Origin of the sequence: Xanthomonas sp. SHU 308, from assembly GCF_000364645.1 — a bacterium.
Classification (GTDB): Bacteria; Pseudomonadota; Gammaproteobacteria; order Xanthomonadales; family Xanthomonadaceae; genus Xanthomonas_A; species Xanthomonas_A sontii.
Genome location: NZ_AQOK01000032.1, coordinates 1 through 22,650, shown reverse-complemented (window position 1 = coordinate 22,650; position 22,650 = coordinate 1). Strand labels below are relative to the sequence as shown.

The window sequence follows — 22,650 nt, the reverse complement described above, 5'->3', positions numbered from 1 at the left end:
GCGCGGCAGACCGCCGCCTTCCTGCGCGACGGCCGCTTCGCCGCCTGAGCCGGTCGCCAGACATCGAGCGTCCGGCGGCGGCGGTGGCCGGCGCCACGTCGCGGTGTCCGCCCGTCCGCCTTGGCGCCGGCACAGGCGATGCCGCCGCTCAGGGCGTCACGAAGGTCTTCAACCAGTCCAGCGTGGGGTTGAGCGCCCAGGCGGCGGTGCCGCTGCGGTAGTTGCCGTCGACCAGCACGCCCGTGCACTGGGTGCCTGGATAGCCGCCGAAGCCCATGAAGCAGTGGTCGGCGTAGAGGTCCTGCACCTCCCGGTCCTTGACGACGTACCAGCCGCTGCCGTTGCTGCGGAAGCACGACTGCTGCCCGTCGCAGCGCAGGCCGGTGACCAGTTGCGCCTGGGTGCGGGCGACGTTCTCGGTGCCGCCGACGAACATGTCGCGCTCGCCGTTGATGATGCGCAGGCGATCGGACGGCAGGCTGTGGTTGCCGTCGGCGATGCAGGAGGCCAGGTTGTAGTAGGCGGTGTAGGTCGTACCGGTGCCCTGGCCGAACGAGGCGGCGACCCGGGGATCGTAGTCGTGCGCCAGCACCGAGATGATCGAGCCCTGGCTGAGCCCGCCGGTCACCACGCCCTTGGAGCAATCGGCCTTGTCGCGGGCGCAGAGCTGGGCGATGGCGCTGTTGATGTTCTGCGCGTCGAAGATGGCCTTGGCGCGGTTGCCGATGACGCCGCAGCTGCCGAAGCTGGCGTTGTCGTACTCCACCGAGGCCGCCACGAAGCCCTTGGCCGCGGCGGCATTCACCGCGGCCATCGCCCAGTTGCTCTGGTAGTTCTCGCCGGTCCCGCCGATATGCACGTAGACCGGGTACTTTCCCGTCGCGCGGGGTTCCTGGCCGCTGATCGAATAGGTGGTGACGCCGGCGTTGTAGCGGCCCCTGAAGGCATCGGTCTGGGCGCTGGCCAGGCCCGGGGCGGCAAGGGCGAGCAGGCCCAGGCAGCGCAGGGCCAGCGACAGGAACGGGGCGGAGGTGGTGCGGGACATGCGGGATCTCCTTTCGGTGCGATGGAAAGCGGGCGCGACTTACGGGTTCAGCCTCCAGGTGGGGCATGACAGTTCTGGCAGCGATGTGGCGCGCATGGGTAGACAGTCCGCCAAGGTTCGACCGGCGGCACGGGCCGACGCGCGCTGGAGTGGGCGCCGGCCGGGGAACGGGCGGCATGCGCCGGTCGCACGCGCGGTCGGTCGTCGGCGCGGCCGGGCCGCGGGATGTGCGCGGCATCAGGTAAAATCCGCGTCTTGTCCTTACAACTGTCCGGAACGCCCCATGGGTAGAGGCCCCTCGATCGAAGCCCGCAAGAACGCATCCGATGCGAAGCGCGGCAAGATTTTCACCAAGATCATCCGCGAGATCGGCGTCGCCGCGCGCGCCGGCGGCGGCGATCCGTCCAACAACCCGCGGCTGCGCGTGGCGATGGACAAGGGGCTGGCCTCGAACATGTCCAAGGACGTGATCGAGCGCGCGATCAAGAAGGCCACCGGCGAACTGGAAGGCGTGGAGTACGAGGAAGTGCGCTACGAGGGCTACGCCCCGGGCGGGGTGGCGGTGATCGTCGACTGCCTGACCGACAACCGCGTGCGTACCGTGGCCGACGTGCGCCATGCCTTCAGCAAATGCGGCGGCAACATGGGCACCGACGGCTCGGTGGCCTTCATGTTCAAGCGCCTGGGCGTGCTCAGCTTCGCCGCCGGCGCCGACGAGGAGAAGATCACCGAGGCGGCGATCGAGGCCGGCGCCGACGACATCGTGGTCTACCCCGAGGACGGCGCGATCGACGTGCTGACCGCGCCGGAGGCGTTCCAGGCGGTCAAGGACGCCATGGACGCGGCCGGCCTGGCCGCCGACCACGCCGAAATCACCTTCCGCGCCGACAACGACATCGCCGTGGACGGCGACACCGCGGTGCAGGTGCGCAAGCTGCTGGACATGCTGGAAGACCTGGACGACGTGCAGAACGTCTATTCCAACGTCGACCAGGCCGCGCTGAGTGACGGGGGCTGACACCATGAAACCCGGGGCCCGGGGGCCAAGACCCGGAACCCGGAGCGGCGTCGTGCCGGTGCCGGAGGCATCGCCGACGTCGATGGCTGCCACGGGCATCTCTGCCCGCACGGGCGCTGCTTTCACGATTCCCGATTCCCGATTCCCCAATCCCGGCTCCACCACCACCCGCATCCTCGGCATCGACCCCGGCTCGCAGCGCACCGGCGTGGGCATCATCGACGTGGACGCGGCTGGCCGTACCCGGCACGTGCACCACGCGCCGCTGGTACTGCTGGGCGAGGGCGACTTCGCCCTGCGGCTCAAGCGCCTGCTGCACGGGCTGGATGCGCTGATCGAGGAGTACCGGCCGCAGGAAGTGGCGATCGAGCGCGTGTTCATGGGCAAGAGCGCCGACGCGGCACTGAAGCTCGGCCATGCCCGCGGCGCGGCGATCTGCGCGGCGGTGCTGCGCGAGTTGCCGGTGCACGAGTACGCCGCCAAGGAGATCAAGCTCGCCGTGGTCGGCAAGGGCGCGGCGGAGAAGCAGCAGGTGCAACACATGGTCGGTCTCATGCTGAGCCTGACCGGCAAACTTCAGGCCGACGCCGCCGACGCACTGGCCGTCGCCATCACCCATGCCCACGTGCGCGCCACCGCGCAGCGCCTGGGCGTCAGCACGCAGCAGGCGTGGAGCAGAAAATGACAAAGGCTGGGAATCGGGAGTCGGGAATCGGGAATCGGAACAGCAGAAGCGGTGAAGCGGTCGCCCGCTTTGCCCATTCCCCATTCCCCATTCCCCAATCCCGGCGCCTCGCACGAGGCGCCCAATGATCGGCCGTCTGCGCGGGATCCTGGCCTACAAGCAGCCGCCGTGGCTGGTGATCGACGTGGGTGGGGTGGGGTATGAGCTGGAGGCGCCGATGAGCACCTTCTACGACCTGCCCGACGTCGGCCGCGACGTCATCCTGTTCACCCACTATGCGCAGAAGGAGGACAGCGTGTCGCTGTACGGCTTCCTGCGCGAGGGCGAGCGGCGGCTGTTTCGGGATGTGCAGCGGGTCAGCGGGATCGGCGCGAAGATCGCGCTGGCGGTGCTGTCCGGGGTCAGCGTCGACGAGTTCGCGCGGCTGATCACCGCCGCCGACGTCACCGCGCTGACCCGCATCCCCGGTATCGGCAAGAAGACCGCCGAGCGCATGGTGGTGGAGCTGCGCGACCGCGCGGCCGACTTCAGCGGCGGTGCGCCGATCACCGGGCAACTGGGCACCGACGCGGTCTCCGAAGCCACGGTGGCGCTGCAGCAGCTTGGCTACAAGCCGGCCGAGGCGGCGAAGATGGCGCGCGACGCCGCCGCCGACGGCGACGAGGTCGCCACGGTGATCCGCAAGGCCCTGCAGGCGGCGCTGCGCTGACCTCGGGTCGGCTCGGCTTCCCGCTCTTTCTTCACGTTCTGGCGCTACTCTTCCCACCATGTCCAGCTCCTCCAGTTCCGCCGCCCGCCCGGGCAGCCACGATCCGCACGCCAAGACGGGCTTTGGGGTGATGCTGACCGCCATCGGCGTGGTCTTCGGCGACATCGGCACCAGTCCGCTGTACACGCTCAAGGAAGCGTTCTCGCCGCACTACGGGCTGACCCCGGACCACGACACCGTGCTGGGCATCCTGTCGCTGGTGTTCTGGGCGCTGATGCTGGTGGTCACGGTCAAGTACGTCACCGTGATCATGCGCGCCGACAACGATGGCGAGGGCGGCATCATGGCGCTGACCGCGCTGGCCCAGCGGACCCTGCCGGGCGGCTCGCGCTCGATGTACGTGGTCGGCATCCTCGGCATCTTCGGCGCCTCGCTGTTCTTCGGCGACGGCGTGATCACCCCGGCCATCTCGGTGCTGTCGGCGGTGGAAGGCCTGGAGGTGGCCGCGCCCAAGCTGGAGCCGTTCGTGGTGCCGATCACCCTGGTGGTGCTGGGCATGCTGTTCATGGCCCAGCGCTACGGCACCGAGCGGGTGGGCAAGGCGTTCGGGCCGATCACCCTGGTCTGGTTCGTGGCGCTGGGCGCGATCGGCGTCTACAACATGACCCGCGCGCCGGAAGTGCTGCACGCGCTGAACCCGTGGTGGGGCGTGCGCTTCTTCGCCGAACACAACTGGCATGCGGTGTTCGTGCTCGGTGCGGTGGTGCTGGCGGTGACCGGCGGCGAGGCGCTGTACGCGGACATGGGCCATTTCGGCGCCAAGGCGATCCGCCGCTCGTGGCAGTGCGTGGTGCTGCCGATGCTGACCCTGACCTACCTGGGGCAGGGCGCGCTGGTGCTGCGCGATCCGGCGGCGGTCAGCAACCCGTTCTACGAGGCGGTGCCGGAGTGGGCGCTGTACCCGATGATCGTGCTGGCCACCGCGGCCACGGTGATCGCCTCGCAGGCGCTGATCACCGGCGCCTACTCGGTGGCCAGCCAGGCCATGCAGCTGGGCTACATCCCGCGCATGCACATCCGCCACACCTCGCACTCCACGATCGGCCAGATCTACGTGCCGGCGGTGAACTGGTGCCTGCTGGCGCTGGTGGTGGTGGCGGTGATCGGCTTCGGCGACTCCACCTCGCTGGCCACCGCCTACGGCGTCTCGGTCACCGGCACCATGCTGATCACCACCGTGCTGATGGTCATCTACGCGCGCGCCAACCCGCGCGTGCCGGCGCCGCTGCTGTGGCTGTTCGCCCTGGTCTTCCTGGCGGTGGATTGCGCGTTCTTCTACGCCAACATCATCAAGTTCCTGGACGGCGCGTGGTTCCCGCTGCTGCTGGGCCTGATCCTGTTCACCCTGATGCGCACCTGGCGCCGCGGCCGCAAGCTGCTGCACGACGAGATCCGCAAGGACGGCATCAAGCTCGACACCTTCCTGCCCGGGCTGATGCTGGCGCCGCCGGTGCGCGTGCCCGGCACCGCGGTGTTCCTGACCGCCGACCCGATGGTGGTGCCGCACGCGCTGATGCACAACCTCAAGCACAACAAGGTGCTGCACGAGCGCAACGTGTTCCTGACCGTGGAGACCTTGCAGGTGCCGTACGCGGCGGCCGGGCAGCGGTTGAAGATCGACGCGATCGGCGACGAGTTCTACCGGGTCTACGTGCGCTTCGGCTTCATGGAGACCCCGGACGTGCCGCTGGCGCTGATGCGCTCCTGCGACCAGGGCGGGATCTACTTCGACCCCATGGACACCACCTATTTCGCCAGCCGCGAGACCATCGTGGCCAGCGCCAACCGCGGCATGCCGATCTGGCGCGACAAGCTGTTCGCGGTCATGCACCGCAACGCCGCCCCCGCCACCGGCTTCTTCCGCATCCCCGGCAACCGCCTGGTGGAACTGGGCGCGCAGGTGGAGATCTGAGGCCACGACGTCGTCGCGGCCTTGGGAATGGGGAGGCGGGAATGGGGAACAGGGAAAGGCAACGGCCGCGGCGTCTGGCCTGAAAGCAGGCGGCGACCATCAAAGTAAGCGCCAGCCGTGCCGCCAACCGCTACTATTGTCCGCTCGATTCCCCAATCCCGATTCCCCAATCCCGGCTTTCCATGGACCGCATCATCGCCAGCAGCGCCACCCGCGAGGATGACGCGGCCGAGGCCAGCATCCGCCCCAAGCGGCTGGACGACTATCTCGGCCAGCAGCCGGTGCGCGAGCAGCTGTCGATCTACATCGAGGCGGCCAAGGCGCGCGGGGAGGCGATGGACCATGTGCTGATCTTCGGGCCGCCGGGCCTGGGCAAGACCACGCTCAGCCACGTCATCGCCAACGAGCTGGGGGTCAATCTGCGGGTCACCTCCGGCCCGGTGATCGAGAAGGCCGGCGACCTGGCCGCGCTGCTGACCAACCTGCAGCCGCACGACGTGCTGTTCATCGACGAGATCCACCGCCTGTCGCCGGTGGTGGAAGAAGTGCTGTACCCGGCGATGGAAGACTTCCAGATCGACATCATGATCGGCGAGGGCCCGGCCGCGCGCTCGATCAAGATCGATCTGCCGCCGTTCACCCTGATCGGCGCCACCACCCGCGCCGGCCTGCTGACCGCGCCCTTGCGCGACCGCTTCGGCATCGTCCAGCGCCTGGCCTTCTACACCCCGGACGAACTGGCGCAGATCGTGCGCCGCTCCGCCAGCATCCTCGGCATCGCCTGCAACGCCGACGGCTGCGCCGAGATCGCGCGCCGCGCGCGCGGCACCCCGCGCATCGCCAACCGCCTGCTGCGGCGGGTCCGCGACTTCGCCCAGGTCCGCGCCGGCGGGCAGATCGACCTGGCCGTGGCGCAGGCCGCCACGCAGATGCTCAAGGTCGACGCCGAGGGCTTCGACGAGCTGGACCGGCGCATGCTGCGCACCATCATCGAGTACTTCGACGGCGGCCCGGTCGGCGTCGAGTCGCTGGCCGCCTCGCTGTCGGAGGAGCGCGGCACCCTGGAGGACGTGATCGAGCCTTACCTGATCCAGCAGGGCTACCTGATCCGCACCGCCCGCGGCCGCATGGCCACCAACAAGGCCTATCTGCACTTGGGCTTGCAGCCCAAGCACCGTGAATTGGGAATCGGGAATGGGGAATCGGGGGCGCTGTTCTAGGATGTTCTGGTTACCCAGCTATCGACAGGAGCGCCGCTCTTGACTGCCGATTCCCCATTCCCCGTTCCCGATTCCCGGCTATTCAGTTGGCCGACACGCGTCTACTGGGAAGATACCGACGCCGGTGGCGTGGTCTACCACGCGCGCTACGTGGCCTTCCTGGAGCGGGCGCGCACGGAGTGGTTGCGGGCGCTGGGGTATGGTCAGGAGCGTCTGCGCCTGCAACACGATCTGGTGTTCGCGGTGCGCGCGATGCAGCTCGACTTCCTGCGCCCGGCACGCCTGGACGATTCCCTGCAGGTCGGCGTCGCGCTGTCGCAATGCAAGCGCGCCAGCCTGGTGTTCGCGCAGTCGGTCCGCCGCGACGACGGGGAGTTGCTGTTGCGCGCGCAGGTGCGGGTGGCCGCGCTCAGCGCCGGCAGCTTCCGCCCGCGCGGCATGGACGACGCGCTGCACGATGCATTGAAAGTTCTTGAAATCACTGAAGCCGAATTACTGAGGAACGACGGATGATCGCATTGCTCCTGGCCCTGCAGGACACGGTGGTGGAGGCGCTGCCACAGGACGTGACCCAGACCGCCACCCAGGCCGTCGCCAGCACCGCTGCCCACGGCGGCATCAACTACCTGGACCTGATGGTCAAGGCCAGCCTGCCGGTCAAGGTGATCGTGCTGCTGCTGCTGCTCGGCTCGCTGATCAGCTGGGTCATCATCTTCCGCAAGGGCAAGGTGTTCAAGGACGCCAACCGCGAGGCCGACGACTTCGAGAACCGCTTCTGGTCCGGCACCGACCTGAGCAAGCTCTACGCCGGCGCCACCGACCGCAACCGCGTGGTCGGCGGGCTGGAGGCGATCTTCGAGGCCGGGTTCCGCGAGTTCACCCGCCTGCGCGACAAGCGCCGGCTCGATGCGCGCATCCAGCTGGAAGGCGCGCAGCGGGCGATGCGCGCGACCTACGCGCGCGAGGTCGACCGCCTGGAGCGCAACCTGGAACTGCTCGCCAACATCGGCTCCACCGCCCCGTACGTGGGCCTGGTCGGCACCGTGTTCGGCATCATGGTGACCATGCACGACATGATCAACAGCGGCCAGCAGGCGGGCATCGCCGCGGTCGCGCCGGGCATCTCCGAGGCGCTGTTCGCCACCGCCATCGGCCTGTTCGTGGCGATCCCGGCGGTGTGGGCCTACAACCGCTTCACCACCCGGGTCGAGCGCCTGGCCGTGCGCTTCGAGACCTTCTCCGAAGAGTTCAGCTCCATCCTGCAGCGCCAGGCCAGCGGCGACTGAGCGTCGCCCGCCTGCCCACGACTCCCAGGATTCCCGCATGACTGCCGCCATTTCCCGCCGCAAGCGCCGCAAGCTCAAGTCCGAGATCAACGTCGTGCCGTACATCGACGTGATGCTGGTGCTGCTGATCATCTTCATGGTCACCGCGCCCTTGCTCAGCCTGAGCGTGGACGTGGACCTGCCCGATTCCACCGCGCGCTCGGTGGAGAGCAAGAAGGATCCGGTGATCGTCACCGTCGATGCCGAAGGCCGTTACACGCTGACCCTGCAGGACGGCAAGCCGGAGAAGATCGCCGCGCCGGAGCTGAAGGCCAAGATCCAGGCCTTCGTCGGCCAGAACAAGGACGTGCCGGTGTTCGTCGCCGCGCCCGGCACCTCGAACTACCAACTGGTCATGGACACCATGGTCATGCTGCAGCAGGCCGGGGTGCCCAAGGTCGGCCTGATGAGTCAGCCCGGAAACAATGCACGCTGAAGCCGATTCCCGCCCGCCGCAGCAGCGCGGCGACGACAAGGGGCTGATCTTCGGGGTCGCCCTGGCGTTGCTGGTGCACGTGCTGATCGCGCTGCTGTTCTTCCTGGCCTGGTGGTGGTCGCCGGTGCGCCAGGTCGAGCCGGCCGCCGGTTCGCCGATGGTCGAGGCCTCGCTGGTGGTCTCGGCCGCCGACGTGCGCTCTGCGCAGAAAGCGGTGAAGGACGCGCCCAAGCCCTTGCCCGAGCCGCTGCCCGAACCGGTCAAGGACGTCGCCGAGGAAGACACGGTGCCGCCGCCGCAGCCGCTGCCCACGCCCAAGCCGCAGCAGGCGCCGACCCCGCAGCAGCAGAAGGCGCAGGACTTCGTCCCGGTGCCCGACAAGGTCGACCAGGACCGCGCCACCCGCACCGCGATCTCCCAGGAAAAGGAGAAGCAGGAGCAGGAGGCCAAGCGCCGCCAGGAACAGATCGACCTGACCGAGCAGAAGCGCCAGCAGGAGGCCGAGCAGAAGCAGCGCCTGGCCGCGCAGCAGGAAGAGGAGCGGCAGAAGAAGATCGCTGACATCCGCAAGCAGCGCGAGAAGCTGGAGCGCGAGGCCCAACTGGCGCAGCAGAAGCTGCAGCAGATCGCCGACCTGAACGCCAAGAAGGCGTCGGCGGCCGCGGCCACCACGCCGCAGCAGGCGCCGGGCCAGAACGGCACCAACACCGACCTGCAGGCCAAGTACGCCGCGGCGATCCAGCAGGCGGTGCTGAGCCAGTGGGTGCGCCCGGACTCGGTGCCGCTGGGGCAGAAGTGCAAGATCTCGATCACCCAGATTCCCGGCGGCCAGGTCATGCAGGCCAAGGTCAGCCCCGACTGTCCCTACGACGAGGCCGGTCGCCGCTCGATCGAAGCCGCGGTGCTGCGTGCCCAGCCGTTGCCCTACCGTGGCTTCGAGTCCGTGTTCGCGCGCAACCTGACCTTCAACTTCACCGCCCAGGACCAATGACCCAGGCGGCTGGCGCCGCATCGCGCGCGCCCGCCATCCACCCGACATGCGATGGGCGATAATGTGCCGCGTCCTGCCATCGGCTTCACACGGCGATGGTTCATGATTGCGAATACGTTCACCCGCGCATTGCTATCTCTTGCGCCTTTCCGATCCTGCTGAGCGACCCATGAAGAAACTGCCGCGCTGGCTTGCCGTTCTCACCGCCCTGTTGCTGCCTCTCGCCGCGTCCGCGCAGGACAAGGGCCTGGAAATCGACATCGTCGGCGGCAATGCCTCGGCGACCCCGATCACTGTCGTGCCGATGCCGTACCAGGGATCGGCGACCCCGCCGAGCACCGACGTCGCCGCGGTGGTCCGCGCCGACCTGGATCGCTCCGGCCAGTTCCGCAATCTGCCCGAATCGCAGATCGTGGAGCGTCCGACCCGCGGCAGCGAGGTGCAGTTCGCCACCTGGCGTGCGCTGAAGCAGAGCTACCTGGTCGTCGGCCGGGTGATGGACGCCGGCGAAGGCGCCTATCGCGTCGAGTACGAACTGTTCGACGTGGGCAAGGGCGAGCGCATGCTCGGCCTGGCCATGACTGCCCGCGCCAACGCCATGCGCGACGTCGCCCACCAGATGGCCGACGCCATCTACGAGAAGATCACCGGCGTGCGCGGCGCGTTCTGGACCCGCATCGCCTACGTCACCGCCAGCGGCAAGGGCGGGGCGATGCGCTATGCGCTGATGGTGGCCGACTCCGACGGCTACAACCCGCAGACCATCGTCCGCTCGGCCGAGCCGCTGCTGTCGCCGAACTGGAGCCCGGACGGCAAGAAGCTGGCCTACGTGAGCTTCGAGCGTGGCAACTCGTCGATCTACATCCAGGACATCGCCACCGGTGCGCGCCAGCTGGTGTCCAGCTTCCGCGGCATCAACGGCGCCCCGTCGTTCTCGCCGGACGGCAAGAAGCTGGCGCTGGCGCTGTCGCGCAGCGGCAACCCGGAGATCTACGTGATGGACCTGGGCAGCAAGCAACTGACCCAGCTGACCAACCACTTCGGCATCGACACCGAGCCGACCTGGGCGCCGGACGGCAACAGCATCTACTTCACCTCCGACCGCAGCGGCCGCCCGCAGATCTACCAGGTGCCGGCCACCGGCGGCAGCGCCACCCGCATCACCTTCCAGGGCAACTACAACGCGACCCCGAGCGTGTCCTTCGACGGCAACAAGCTGGTCGTGGCCCAGGGCAGCGGCAACACCTACAAGATCGCGATGATGGACCGCAGCCTGGGTTCGCCGCGCTGGAGCACGCTGTCGACCGGTTCGCTGGACGAGTCGCCGAGCTTCGCCCCCAACGCCAGCATGGTGCTGTATGCGGCGCGTGAAGGCGGCCGTGGCGTGCTGTACGCGGTCTCGGCCGATGCCCGCGTGCGGCAGCGCCTGGTGCTCGCCGATGGCGACGTGCGCGAACCGTCCTGGTCGCCGTATCGCACCGCACGTTGACATGTAAGTTTGGTGTTAATATTTCGCTGTTGAACCCCTCATCGGCCCAGGAGCCACAAGGTATCGCCATGAACAAGACCACCCGCGTTCTGCTTGTTTCGCTGTTGTCCGTTGCAGCTCTGGCCGGCTGCGCCAAGAAGGTCAAGGAACAGCCCCAGACCGACACCACCGGCACCACCGGTACCACCGCCCCGACCGGCCCGTCGACCTCCGGTCTGTACGGCCCGGGCGACCTGGACACCGATTCCTGCCTGCGTCAGCGCGTGGTCTACTTCGACCTGGACAAGGACACCGTGAAGCCGGAGTTCCAGGCGATCATGGCCTGCCACGCCAAGTACCTGCGTGACCGTCCGTCCTCGCGCATCACCCTGCAGGGCAACACCGACGAGCGCGGTTCGCGCGAGTACAACATGGGCCTGGGCGAGCGTCGTGCCAACGCCGTGTCCTCGGCGCTGCAGGCCAATGGTGGCTCGGCTGCGCAGCTGACCGTGGTCAGCTACGGCGAAGAGCGTCCGGTCTGCACCGAGTCGAACGAGTCCTGCTGGTCGCAGAACCGTCGCGTCGAGATCGTCTACACGGCGCAGTAAGATAAAGATGCGTATCGGTGTCCTTACATCGATGATCGTCGCGGCGGCCCTCGTGGCCGCCGCGCCGGCTCATGCGCAGCGCGCAAGCCTGGCCGACCGCGTTTCCGCGCTCGAGCAGCAGGCCATGAATACCCAGGCCAACACCGACATCCTGAACCAGCTCAACCAGCTGCGGACGCAGATGCAGTCGATGGAAGCCACGATCGAACAACTGCAGCACAGCAACGACCAGCTCAAGCAGCAGATCAAGGACCAGTACCTGGACCTGGATGGCCGCGTGGGCCGGCTGGAGAGTGGTGCAGGGGCGGGGGCGACGCCGTCGCTGCCGCCGGCCAATGGCGCCGCACCGGCTGTCGCGCCGGCCGCGCCTGCAGGCAAGCCGTCCGCCGTCGCCGAGCCGCCGCCGTCGGTGCACGGCGACGCCGGCACCCTGGCCGCCGCGGGTGACGAGCGGGCCGCCTACAATGTCGCCTTCGACGCCCTCAAGGCGGGCAAGTACGCCGACTCGGCGAACCTGTTCCAGAACTTCCTGCAGGCCTACCCGAACGGCGTGTATGCGCCGAACGCGCTGTACTGGCTGGGCGAGAGCTACTACGCCACCAAGAACTTCCAGTTGGCCGAGGCCCAGTTCCAGGACCTGATCGGCCGCTATCCGACCCACGACAAGGCGCCGGGCGCGCTGCTCAAGCTGGGTCTGTCCCAGTACGGCGAAGGCCGCGTCCAGGATGCCGAGCAGACCCTGCAGCAGGTCGGCGCGAAGTATCCTGGGTCCGATGCCGCGCGGACCGCGCAGGACCGCCTGCAGTCGATCCGTCTCGGCCAGCAGCTGCGCTGACCCCCTTACGCTGCCGCCGCCGTCGCGGGAGCATCTTTCTCCCGCCATGGCCGCCGTTCCCAGCGATATCGTCCAAAGCCCGCTGCCCCGCCTGAAGCTGACGGAGATCTTCCTGTCGCTGCAGGGCGAAGCCGAGAGCGCCGGCTGGCCGACCGTGTTCGTGCGCCTGACCGGCTGCCCGCTGCGCTGCAGCTACTGCGACACCGCCTACGCCTTCCATGGCGGGCAGTGGTGGGACATCGACGCGATTCTCGAAGAAGTGGCGCGCCGCGGCGTGCGCCACGTCTGCGTCACCGGCGGCGAACCGCTGGCGCAGAAGCGCTGCCTGCAGCTGCTGCAGCGCCTCTGCGACGCCGGCTACGACGTGTCGCTGGAGACCTCCGGGGCGCTGGACATCGCCGAGGTCGACCCGCGGGTGTCGCGGGTGCTCGACATCAAGACCCCGGCGTCGCAGGAAGCGCACCGCAACCGCTGGGAGAACCTGCCGCTGCTGACCGCGCGCGACCAGATCAAATTCGTCCTGTGCGGCCGCGCCGACTACGAGTGGGCGCGCGCCGTGGTCGCCGAACACCGGCTGGACACCCGCTGCACGGTCTGGTTCTCGCCGAGCAAGAGTGAACTGACCGCGCGCGACCTGGCCGACTGGATCGTCGCCGACCGCCTGCCGGTGCGGTTCCAGATGCAGTTGCACAAGCTGCTGTGGAACGACGAGCCGGGGCGGTAGCTGCGCGCTGGCGCGCAGCTGGGAATCGGGAATGGGAAACGGGAATCGGAGAGCGCCACGCGGTCGGCGTGGCTCTACCTGATCCGCTTTCGCTTCTCGAAGACCTTCGATCTTCCCGGTCCAGCCTGACTGCTACGCTCTTCCCATTCCCGTTTCCCCATTCCCCACTCCCGGCATCCAGATGAAAAACGCCGTCGTCCTTCTCTCCGGTGGCATGGACTCCGCCGTCGTCGTCGCCATCGCCCGTGCGCAGGGTTTCGCAGTGCATGCCTTGAGCGTGCGCTACGGCCAGCGCCACACCTCCGAACTGGACGCCGCCGCGCGTGTTGCCTCGGCGCTCGGCGCGGTGGCACACAAGACCGTCAACGTCGACCTGCGCAGCATCGGCGGCTCCGCGCTGACCGACGACATCGAGGTGCCGGACGCCGGTGGCGACGGCATCCCGGTCACCTATGTGCCGGCGCGCAACACCATCATGCTGTCGGTGGCGCTGGGCTGGGCCGAGGTGCTGGGCGCGGCCGACATCTTCTGCGGGGTTAACGCCGTGGACTATTCCGGCTATCCCGATTGCCGCCCCGAGTTCATCGACGCGTTCCAGACCCTGGCCAACCTGGCGACCAAGGCCGGGGTGGAGGGGGCCGGGCTGCGCGTGCATGCGCCGTTGCAGCACATGAGCAAGGCCGACATCGTGCGCGAAGGCGTGCGCCTGGGCGTGGACTTCGGCCTGACCGTGTCCTGCTACCGCGCCGACGACGCCGGCCGCGCCTGCGGCCACTGCGATGCCTGCCGCCTGCGCGCGGCCGGCTTCGCCGACGCCGGCGTTGCCGACCCGACCCGCTACGCCTGATTTCGCGAAACGCCCCGTGCTGGGGTAGACTACGCGCCCCGGTGCAACGCCGGGGTCTTGTTTTGGGCCGTTAGCTCAGTCGGTAGAGCAGAAGACTTTTAATCTTTTGGTCGATGGTTCGAATCCATCACGGCCCACCACTCCGCTCAGCGGGTTGCGCGTCGCCTTTGGCGGTTTTTTCGCCAGCTTCGGACATCACTCCTGAATGCAACGCGAGGTGCGCTGCTTCCTTGTCGGGATTGCGTGGTCGTCGGCTTGCTGCATTCACTTCCACCATTGCGCGAAAGCTGCAAGCGTGGCTAGTCGCACTGGTTGGCAGCCACCGTACCCGATCGCTCACCCCAAAGGCTGCAGGAGCAACGCGAGGCATAAGCCCAGCATGAACAGCGCGACCGCCGCATCCAGCAACTGCCACGCAGCGGGCTTGCGGCACACGGGCTGCAGCAACCGCGCGCCGTAGCCCAGGCTGCCGAACCAGGTCGCGCTGGCCAGGCAGGCGCCGAGTGCGAAGGCCCAACGCAGTGGTCCCGGGTAGCGCGTGGAGAGGCTGCCCAGCAGCACCATGGTGTCCAGGTAGACATGCGGATTGAGGAAGGTGAAGGCCAGGCAGGTCAGCAGGACGCGTTGCCAGCTCCGCTGATCCTCGCCGTGCGCCAGCAGGCCGCCACTGCCGCGCCAGGCGCGTCGTGCCGCAAGTAGCGCGTAGGCGCCGAGGAAGGCCGCACCGCCGAAGCGCAATCCCTTCAGCACGCCCGGCCAGGCGTCCACTACGGCACCGATGCCGGACACGCCGAGGACGATCAGCGCGATGTCGCTGGCGGCGCACACGGCCACGACCAGGCCGACATGCCGACGCTGCAGTCCCTGGCGCAGCACAAAGGCGTTCTGCGCGCCGATGGCGACGATCAGGCCGGCGCCGGCGACGAGGCCGGCCAACAGTGCTTGCAGCCACATAGCGATGAGGTTCTAGAACATGGGGCGAGCATGCTGCACGCGTCGGTGTGATTAGCCAAACTCGTTTTTCTGTACGCTCTGAAGAATCTCTAATCCGCATAACCGCCATGGATCTGCTCCACCCCCAGCTGTCCGCCTTCGCCGCCGTCCTGGAAGAAGGCAGCTTCGAGGCCGCCGCGCGCCGCCTGGCGCTGACGCCGTCGGCCGTCTCGCAGCGGATCAAGGCGCTGGAAGACCGGCTTGGCCAAGTGCTGATCGTGCGTCAGGCTCCATGCCGGCCGACCCCCGCCGGGGAGCGCCTGCTGCGCAGCGTGCGGCCGATGCAGGTGCTGGAGGCCGAGGCGGTGGCCGACCTGTCGCCCGCGCCTGCGAGCAGTGCAGTGGCACGCAGCATCGCCATCGCCGTCAACGACGATTCGCTGCAAACCTGGTTCCTGGACGCGCTGGCGGCGCTGCACGACGCGCATGGCTACCTGTTCGATATCCAGGTGGACGACCAGGACCACACGCTGGACCTGTTGCGCAGCGGTGCGGTGCTCGGCGCCGTCACCTCCGTCGGCAGAGCGTTGCAGGGCTGCAATGTGCTGTCGCTGGGTGCCATGCGCTACCGCGCGATCGCCTCACCCGCCTTCTTCGCTCGCCACTTCGCCGATGGGCTGGACGCCGCGGCGCTGGCCCGCGCCCCGATGATCGTCTACAACCGCAAGGACGCGCTGCAAGCGCGCTTCGTGCGGCGCATCACCCGCGCGCGGTTGCACCCGCCGATCCACTACCTGCCGACCTCCATCGGCTTCGTCGAGGCGGCCGCGCGTGGACTGGGCTGGTGCCTGGCGCCGGAGCCGATGCTGGTGGCCGCGCTGCGGCAGCGGCAGATCGTGGTCGTCGATGCGCAGCGCTGGCTCGACGTGCCGCTGTACTGGCAGCATGTCGCGGTCCGTTCCAGGACGCTGCAGCACATCGCTCAGGCGCTGCGTGCCGCAGCGGAGGGCATGCACGCGTCAGCGCCGCTTGCCTGAGCGTCGCTCGCGGTGGGTCGCTTGCTCCGGCGCCGACCATCGTCCAGGGCGACCTCCTGCTTGTGACGGCATGCTTGTGACGGCAGCAGTGCATCGACGTCGAGTGCTGCTGTGGATCAGTCAGGGTCGTTTCGCGGATGACGCCGCTCGGCCTCATGCCGCCTCGTGCAGGAACGCAGCGCCGCCGTCTGTATCCGCAGAGCGCATCAGGATCCCGGTCAAGGCTTCGGTGATGGGGGGGACGAGCCGTCAGGGAGAAGGGAACGGCGGACGACGGCGTCAGGCCTGCGCCGTGCTGAAGATCCCGGCCAGGCTCTCGCTCAGGATCAACTGCAGATGCATGCGGTTGAGCTCCACGCCGGTGGTCATCATCATGTGCAGACCGCCGCACATCGCCGCGACCGCGTAGACGCGGGCCTGGAATTCGGCTTCGCTGCCGCTCCAGCCGTGGTCGCGCAGCATGCGCCGCAGCAGGTCGCCGAGGTTCTGCACCAGGGACACGTTGAGCCGACGCGCGTACTGCGCCAGTTCGGGATCGCGTGCGGCGGCCAGGTCCATCTCCAGATCCAGGCGCCGCCGCCGCTGGTTGGCATCGGCCACCAGCCAGTCTTCCAATGCGCCGGCGATGAAGGTGGTCGCGTCCTGGTGCGGCGGCGGTTGCAGCAGCCACATGGTGCGGATCGCACGCTCGTAGCCGCGTTCCATCAGCGCCTGGACCAGGCTGCGCTTGTCGTCGAACTGCCGACGTACCGCGCTGCAGGAGACCTCGGCAGTCCCGGCGATCAGTTCGAAGGTGGTGGCGCCGAGGCCGTTCTCGACGATGCAGCGCTCGGCCGCATCGAGGACGTCATCGTGCAGGCGCTGCTCGCGTTCGCGGGCGCTGTGCAGCCGGACTACGTTGGACATGGCGTGAGCTCGGGGGGAAGCGATGCCACATGAAGGGGAGGTACGCCGGGCGACCGGCCGCGACGCGCACGCGATGCGTGACGCCGCCGCGGACGGCATGCCGACAAAGGCAGCGCGATTGTAGACGCGATGCGTCGCGGTCGCGCGTGCGGCGGCAAGTCGGTCGATCCCATCGCCACCACCGTGACGGGCGGCACTCTCGAGTGGGGGTGTCGATGCGCACTTCGCGCGCAATGGACGCAGCGGGCACGGCTGCATGACTGGGTGCTGGAGCGCGAGCGTGGGAGCGGGCGGTTTCAGTGGTGCCGGCACGACACGGCGCACCGCAGGGTGCTGCGATTGCGGATGTGAACAGGGGGACTGATGCTGTCGGAAAGTTCCAGGCCGCGTGCGGGCCAGCCTGGGAGTCGGGCGGGCACTATTGTCAACTTCGGGAATTGCGCGGTAGGAGTGCCTTCAGCCGCGACGGGCGTTACCGGGAACGTCCCGTTGGGGGATGACGCAACGTACATCGGTTCGAGCGTGGCGGGAGCGGATCATTGGCGCTGCCCTCGTGTCGCCGTGCTTACCAGCCGAACGGCGGCGGGCCGTAGGCGCCGGGATAGTAGCCGCGGCCGAACACCGGGCCGTCGCCGCGGCCGACGCTGATGCTGATGCCCATCTGCCGCGGCTTGCCGTCATCGGTGTAGGAGGTCTTGCACAGGTTCAGATTGGCGGCCTGGTAGTTGCTGTTGCCGCCATGTGTGGAATAGCCGATGCCGGTGGCGACGCTGCCGTGCACGTCGCCGTTGCAGCGGTCTGCCTGCGCCTGCAGGGCCTCGGCGCGCGCCTGCGCTGCCGCCGCCTTCTGCGCCGAGGCCGAGGTGCCGCTGGTATCGCCGTAGTACGTGCCCGGCGGATCGGCCTTGGTGCCGGGATCGGCGTAGGTGATCGGTTGTTGCGGCACGCTCAGGTCGAGCTTGCGCTTGGCCGCCTCGCTGTCGCTGGTGGCATCGGCGGTCTGGGCCAGGGCAGGGCCGGCAAGCAGGGCGCAGGCGAGGAGAAGGAGGCTGCGGTTCATCGGGCATCCGCCAGAAAAGAGGGGCCCGGCGGGGCCTGTCAGACGCTCCGCCGTGACGCTGACGCTATCAATACCACGTTGAACCCGGCCTGTCGGCGCCGCGGGCCGCGCCGCGACGTGCCGATGCTGCAGGCGCCGGTGCCGCGCTTCAGCCCTGCCCGTGCACCACGTCGAGCAGTTGCTGGCCGTAGCGGGCCAGCTTGCTGCCACCGATGCCGCCGACCCGCGCCAGTTCGTCCAGGCTGGTCGGGCGCTGCTCGGCGATGTTGCGCAAGGTGCTGTCGTGGAAGATCACGAAGGCCGGCACGTTCTGCTCTTTGGCCAGGCCGGCGCGCAGGTCGCGCAGCGCATTGAACAGGGGCAGGTCCTGCGCCTGCACCGGCACGCCGGTGCGCGGGCTGCCGCTGCGGTCGCCGCGCTCGCGGCCGCGGCTGGGCAGTTCGCGGCGCATCATGATCTTGCGTTCGCCCTTGAGCACCTGGCGGCTGGCGTCGGTGAGGCGCAGGCCGCCGTACGCGTCGCTGTCCACTTCCAGCAGGCCGGTGGCGACCAGCTGCCGGAACACGCCGCGCCAGGCGCGCGCGTCCAGGTCCTTGCCGATGCCGTAGGTGCTGAGCTGGTCGTGGCCGAACTGCTTGATCTTCTCGCCTTCGTTGCCGCGCAGGATGTCGATCAGGTGGCCGACGCCGAAGCGCTGGCCGCTGCGGTACACGCAGCTCAGCGCCTTCTGCACGGCCACCGTGGCATCCCAGGCGTCGGCCGGCTGCAGGCAGTTGTCGCAGTTGCCGCAGGGCTGCGGATAGGTCTCGCCGAAGCCGGCCAGCAGCACCTGGCGGCGGCATTGCATCGATTCGCAGTAGCCCAGCAACTGGTCGAGCTTGCGCCGTTCCACGCGCTTGCGTTCTTCGCCGGCCTCGCCCTGCTCGATCATCTGCTTGAGCAGCACCACGTCGCCCAGGCCGTAGCACAGCCAGGCCTCGGCGGCCTCGCCGTCGCGGCCGGCGCGGCCGGTCTCCTGGTAGTAGCCCTCCAGCGACTTGGGCAGGTCGGTGTGGGCGACGAAGCGCACGTCGGGCTTGTCGATGCCCATGCCGAAGGCGATGGTGGCGCACATCACGATGCCGTCCTCGCGCAGGAAGCGGCGCTGGTTGTCGGCGCGCACCTCGGCCGGCAAACCGGCGTGGTAGGGCAGGGCGTTCAGGCCCTCGCGGGCGAGGAAGTCGGCGGTCTCCTCGACCTTGCGCCGCGACATGCAGTAGACGATGCCGGCGCTGCCGCGGTGCGCGCGCAGGAAGTCCAGCAGCTGGCGCCGCGCATTGTCCTTCTGCACCACCGTGTAGCGGATGTTGGGGCGGTCGAAGGAGCTGACGAAATGGCGCGCCTGGGCCAGGTCCAGGCGCTCGGCGATCTCGCGCTGGGTCGGCGGGTCGGCGGTGGCGGTGAGGGCGATGCGCGGGGTCTGCGGCCAGCGCTCGTGCAGCACGGTGAGCTGTCGGTATTCGGGGCGGAAGTCGTGGCCCCATTGCGACACGCAGTGCGCCTCGTCGATGGCGAACAGGGCGATGCGGCTGCGCTCGATCAGCGACAGGAAACGCGGGGTCAGCAACCGTTCGGGAGCGACGTACAGCAGGTCCAGTTCGCCGGCCAGCAGGTCGCGCTCGACCCGCTGTGCGGTCTCGCCGTCCAGGGTCGAGTTGAGGTATTCGGCGCGCACGCCGAGCTGGCGCAGCGCCTCGACCTGGTCCTGCATCAGCGCGATCAGCGGCGAAATGACGATGCCGGTGCCGTCGCGCAGCAGCGAGGGAATCTGGTAGCACAGCGACTTGCCACCGCCGGTGGGCATCAGCACCAGCGCGTCGTGGCCGGCGGCGACGTGTTCGACGATGTCCTGTTGCAGGCCGCGGAACTGGTCGTAGCCGAAGACGCGGCTGAGCAAGGCGTGGGCGGGGGAAGACATCTGTGTAGGATACCGCGCCGCGCAAGGGCGGTTGGCTTCCTGGTGTGCGCAAGCGCGTGTCAGGCGAACGCGCGCTGGTCTGTAGGTGGCGACTGTCTTGCGGTCGTGGCAGACGAAGCCTGCCGGGGCCGAGATGGAAAGGCGTCGGGACTGAAGTCCCTTCCACAGTGCACCCAGCCAGCGCCTCGCGCCGCGCGAAGGGGCGCGCGGGCGGCGCGCCCTGCCTGCCAGGCAGGCAGGGCGGAATCCCTTACTGCAGCAGCGAGCGCAGCATCCAGGCGTACTTCTCGTGGGTCTGCAGGCGCTGGGTCAGCAGGTCCACCGACGGGTCGTCGCCGGCGTCGTCGGCGGTCTTGAGCACCTTGCGCGCGGTGCGGCACACCGCTTCGTTGCCGACCACCAGCTGGCGCACCATTTCGCGCCAGTCGGCGCTGTCGCTGAGGCCTTCCTCTTCCGGGATCGAGGTCAGCGCGGCGTATTCCTTGTAGGAGCCCGGGGCGTTGAAGCCCAGGGCGCGGATGCGCTCGGCGACGTCGTCCAGCGCCGCCCACTGCTCGGTGTACTGGGTCTCGAACATCAGGTGCAGCGAGTTGAACATCGACCCGGTCACGTTCCAGTGGAAGTTGTGGGTCTTCAGGTACAGGGTGAAGGCGTCGGCCATGTAGTGCGACAGGCCGTCGGCGATCTTCTTGCGATCGCCGCCGCCGATCCCGATATCGATGTTGGGCGCGGACGGCGCCAGGCCGGCCAGCGGCTGGCCGGCGACGGCCTTGCTGGCGGCGTTCTTGGTCTTGCCGGGGGTCTTGTTCTTGGCCATGGGAGTTCCTCTTTGGGGGTTACAGACGAGATGGCGTCACAATAGACAGACTAAAGCATGTGCTGTGATTCAACGTTCAATGGCATCCGATTGATGAACGCTATCGAAAAACCTTCCGTGCCGGCACGCCTGCGCGAACGCCGCGCCGCGATCGACGGCGCGCTGACCCGCGACCGTGGCCGCCTGCTGGGCCTATGGTCGCGCTGGCAGGCCGCGCCCGGCAATGCCGCGCTGGAGACGGCGTTCGAACAGGCGCTGCAGGCGTCGCAGGCGCGTTGCGCCGCGCGCGCGGCGCAGCAGCCGGCGATCACCCTGGATCCGCAGCTGCCGATCGCGCGCGAGGCCGAGCGCATCGTCGCGCTGATCCGCGACCACCAGGTGGTGGTGATCGCCGGCGAGACCGGCTCGGGCAAGACCACGCAGTTGCCGAAGCTGTGCCTGGCCGCCGGGCGCGGCGCCGCCGGCATGATCGGCTGCACCCAGCCACGGCGCATCGCCGCGCGCGCGGTGGCCAGCCGCGTGGCCGAGGAGCTGCGCACGCCGGTGGGCGAGACGGTGGGCTTCCAGGTGCGCTTCAACGACCGCGTCGGCGAGCAGACCCGGATCAAGTTCATGACCGACGGCATCCTGTTGGCCGAGATCGCCAGCGACCGCTGGCTGTCCGGCTACGACACGATCATCGTCGACGAGGCGCACGAGCGCAGCCTCAACATCGATTTCCTGCTCGGCTACCTGAAGCAGTTGCTGCGCAAGCGACCGGACCTGAAGGTCATCGTGACCTCGGCGACGATCGACACCGCGCGCTTCGCCGCGCATTTCGACGATGCGCCGGTGATCAGCGTGGAAGGCCGTACCTATCCGGTGGAAGTGCGCTACAGGCCGCTGGAGGAGGCGGGCGGCGAGGAGGCCGACGCCGAGAGTGGCGACAACGCCGGCGACCGCACGGTCAACCAGGCGATCGTGGCGGCGATCGACGAAATCACCCGGCTGGATCCGCGCGGGGACGTGCTGGTGTTCCTGCCCGGCGAACGCGAGATCCGCGATGCGCACCATGCGCTGGAACGGCGCAAGTACCGCGAGACCGAGGTGCTGCCGCTGTACGCGCGGCTCTCCAACGCCGACCAGGACCGGGTGTTCAACCCTGGTCAGCGGCGGCGCCTGGTGCTGGCCACCAACGTCGCCGAGACCTCGCTGACGGTGCCGCGCATCCGCTACGTGGTCGATCCCGGCTATGCCCGGGTCAAGCGCTACAGCCCGCGGCAGAAGCTCGATCGCCTGCACATCGAGCCGATCTCGCAGGCCAGCGCCAACCAGCGCAAGGGCCGCTGCGGCCGCATCGCCGAGGGCATCTGCTACCGGCTGTACGCCGAGGCGGATTTTACGGCGCGGCCGGAGTTCACCGATCCGGAGATCCGCCGCTCCAGCCTGGCCGGGGTGATCCTGCGCATGCTGCAGCTGGGGCTGGGACGGATCGAGGATTTCCCGTTCCTGGAGCCGCCGGACGAGCGTGCGGTGGCCGACGGCTGGCAGCAGTTGGTGGAGCTGGGCGCGGTCGGCGAGCCGGACCGCCATGGCCTGCGCAAGCTCACCGAGATCGGCCGCAAGATGGCGCGGCTGCCGGTGGACGTGAAGCTGGCGCGCATGCTGGTGGCGGCGCAGCAGCACGGCTGCCTGCGGCCGATGCTGGTGATCGCCGCGTTCCTGGGCATCCAGGATCCGCGCGAGCGCCCGCCGGAGGCGCGCGAGGCTGCCGACAACGCGCATGCCAAGTTCGCCGATGCGCGCTCGGAATTCGTCGGCATCCTGCGCCTGTGGGACGGCTACCGGCAGGCGCACGAGGACCTGACCCAGTCCAAGCTGCGCGACTGGTGCGGCCGGCATTTCCTCGGCTTCCTGCGCATGCGCGAGTGGCGCGAACTGCACCGCCAACTGCATCTGCTGTGCGCGGAGCTGGGCTGGACCGAGGAGCCGGCGGAGGCCTCCCTGCGGCCGCTGCTGGCCGGCGCTTCCGCGCCCGCGCCGGCGCGCGATGCCGAGACCGCGGCGCGTGCGACCCA

General features: G+C 68.8%; 22 protein-coding genes and 1 tRNA gene. 17 read left to right on the top strand and 6 right to left on the bottom strand.

What is annotated here, in order from left to right; translation table 11 throughout:
• Nucleotides 1-148: 148 nt before the first annotated feature.
• Nucleotides 149-1,045 (bottom strand): hypothetical protein, encoded by an 897-nt coding sequence (locus D588_RS0101755; protein WP_017914753.1) that lies wholly within the window; start codon nt 1,043-1,045, stop codon nt 149-151.
• Nucleotides 1,046-1,328: 283 nt separating this feature from the next.
• Between D588_RS0101755 and D588_RS0101750 the strand changes: the two genes are divergently transcribed.
• From D588_RS0101750 to D588_RS0101680, 15 genes are all read left to right on the top strand, one after another.
• Complete coding sequence (locus tag D588_RS0101750) at nt 1,329-2,063, top strand: YebC/PmpR family DNA-binding transcriptional regulator (protein WP_010344319.1); 735 nt, start codon at nt 1,329-1,331, stop codon at nt 2,061-2,063.
• An 82-nt stretch (nt 2,064-2,145) separates the two neighbouring features.
• Entirely contained in the window at nt 2,146-2,748 is a 603-nt protein-coding gene (gene ruvC, locus D588_RS0101745) for a crossover junction endodeoxyribonuclease RuvC (protein ID WP_017914752.1), read from the top strand.
• 124 nt (nt 2,749-2,872) lie between these two features.
• Nucleotides 2,873-3,457: a Holliday junction branch migration protein RuvA gene (ruvA, locus tag D588_RS0101740; RefSeq protein WP_017907444.1), complete on the top strand. Its 585-nt coding sequence runs from the start codon at nt 2,873-2,875 to the stop codon at nt 3,455-3,457.
• A gap of 130 nt (nt 3,458-3,587) precedes the next feature.
• Nucleotides 3,588-5,429 (top strand): potassium transporter Kup, encoded by a 1,842-nt coding sequence (locus tag D588_RS0101735; protein WP_225851637.1) that lies wholly within the window; start codon nt 3,588-3,590, stop codon nt 5,427-5,429.
• 182 nt (nt 5,430-5,611) lie between these two features.
• Nucleotides 5,612-6,649, top strand: coding sequence for a Holliday junction branch migration DNA helicase RuvB (gene ruvB, locus D588_RS0101730; protein ID WP_017912299.1), 1,038 nt, complete (start codon nt 5,612-5,614; stop codon nt 6,647-6,649).
• Nucleotides 6,650-6,688: 39 nt separating this feature from the next.
• Nucleotides 6,689-7,162, top strand: a complete 474-nt coding sequence (ybgC, locus tag D588_RS0101725) for a tol-pal system-associated acyl-CoA thioesterase (RefSeq protein WP_043083036.1) — start codon at nt 6,689-6,691, stop codon at nt 7,160-7,162.
• Nucleotides 7,159-7,935, top strand: a complete 777-nt coding sequence (gene tolQ, locus D588_RS0101720) for a protein TolQ (RefSeq protein ID WP_017907448.1) — start codon at nt 7,159-7,161, stop codon at nt 7,933-7,935. Before ybgC ends, tolQ begins: the two co-directional genes overlap by 4 nt.
• A 37-nt stretch (nt 7,936-7,972) precedes the next feature.
• Entirely contained in the window at nt 7,973-8,410 is a 438-nt protein-coding gene (tolR, locus tag D588_RS0101715; protein WP_017907449.1) for a protein TolR, read from the top strand.
• Nucleotides 8,400-9,401: a cell envelope integrity protein TolA gene (gene tolA / locus D588_RS0101710; RefSeq protein ID WP_017914750.1), complete on the top strand. Its 1,002-nt coding sequence runs from the start codon at nt 8,400-8,402 to the stop codon at nt 9,399-9,401. The genes tolR and tolA overlap by 11 nt, the downstream gene beginning before the upstream one ends.
• 169 nt (nt 9,402-9,570) lie before the next feature.
• Complete coding sequence (gene tolB / locus D588_RS0101705; RefSeq protein ID WP_010344310.1) at nt 9,571-10,890, top strand: Tol-Pal system beta propeller repeat protein TolB; 1,320 nt, start codon at nt 9,571-9,573, stop codon at nt 10,888-10,890.
• Between the two features lie 68 nt (nt 10,891-10,958).
• Nucleotides 10,959-11,477: a peptidoglycan-associated lipoprotein Pal gene (gene pal / locus D588_RS0101700; protein WP_010344309.1), complete on the top strand. Its 519-nt coding sequence runs from the start codon at nt 10,959-10,961 to the stop codon at nt 11,475-11,477.
• 7 nt (nt 11,478-11,484) lie between these two features.
• Entirely contained in the window at nt 11,485-12,312 is an 828-nt protein-coding gene (ybgF, locus tag D588_RS0101695; protein WP_026143260.1) for a tol-pal system protein YbgF, read from the top strand.
• Between the two features lie 46 nt (nt 12,313-12,358).
• Entirely contained in the window at nt 12,359-13,036 is a 678-nt protein-coding gene (gene queE / locus D588_RS0101690; protein WP_017914748.1) for a 7-carboxy-7-deazaguanine synthase QueE, read from the top strand.
• A gap of 181 nt (nt 13,037-13,217) precedes the next feature.
• A complete protein-coding gene (gene queC / locus D588_RS0101685; protein WP_026143259.1) occupies nt 13,218-13,883 on the top strand; it encodes a 7-cyano-7-deazaguanine synthase QueC in 666 nt (221 codons plus the stop codon).
• 64 nt (nt 13,884-13,947) lie between these two features.
• A tRNA-Lys gene (locus D588_RS0101680) sits at nt 13,948-14,023 on the top strand.
• 196 nt (nt 14,024-14,219) lie between these two features.
• Here D588_RS0101680 and D588_RS0101675 read toward each other — a convergent pair.
• Nucleotides 14,220-14,837: a LysE/ArgO family amino acid transporter gene (locus tag D588_RS0101675; protein ID WP_017914747.1), complete on the bottom strand. Its 618-nt coding sequence runs from the start codon at nt 14,835-14,837 to the stop codon at nt 14,220-14,222.
• A 107-nt stretch (nt 14,838-14,944) separates the two neighbouring features.
• Here D588_RS0101675 and D588_RS0101670 point away from each other — a divergent pair, with 107 nt between their 5' ends.
• A complete protein-coding gene (locus D588_RS0101670) occupies nt 14,945-15,853 on the top strand; it encodes a LysR family transcriptional regulator ArgP (protein ID WP_017914746.1) in 909 nt (302 codons plus the stop codon).
• 279 nt (nt 15,854-16,132) lie between these two features.
• On the opposite strand, the gene D588_RS0101665 is transcribed toward D588_RS0101670, so the two are convergent.
• The 4 genes from D588_RS0101665 to D588_RS0101650 all read right to left on the bottom strand — a co-directional run bounded on the left by D588_RS0101665 (nt 16,133) and on the right by D588_RS0101650 (nt 20,593).
• A complete protein-coding gene (locus D588_RS0101665; protein WP_017912596.1) occupies nt 16,133-16,759 on the bottom strand; it encodes a TetR/AcrR family transcriptional regulator in 627 nt (208 codons plus the stop codon).
• Between the two features lie 565 nt (nt 16,760-17,324).
• Nucleotides 17,325-17,819 carry a hypothetical protein gene (locus tag D588_RS0101660; protein ID WP_017908753.1) on the bottom strand — a complete coding sequence of 165 codons (495 nt, stop codon included), beginning with the start codon at nt 17,817-17,819 and terminating at the stop codon, nt 17,325-17,327.
• 148 nt (nt 17,820-17,967) lie between these two features.
• On the bottom strand, nt 17,968-19,776 hold the full coding sequence (gene recQ, locus D588_RS0101655) for a DNA helicase RecQ (protein WP_026143258.1): 1,809 nt from the start codon (nt 19,774-19,776) through the stop codon (nt 17,968-17,970).
• 250 nt (nt 19,777-20,026) lie between these two features.
• The gene (locus D588_RS0101650) at nt 20,027-20,593 is read right to left on the bottom strand and encodes a Dps family protein (protein ID WP_010344296.1); all 567 of its coding nucleotides are present in this window, start codon (nt 20,591-20,593) and stop codon (nt 20,027-20,029) included.
• A 93-nt stretch (nt 20,594-20,686) separates the two neighbouring features.
• Here D588_RS0101650 and hrpA point away from each other — a divergent pair.
• Nucleotides 20,687-22,650: ATP-dependent RNA helicase HrpA (gene hrpA / locus D588_RS0101645; protein WP_017914744.1), on the top strand; the 1,964-nt coding region annotated here is incomplete at its 3' end.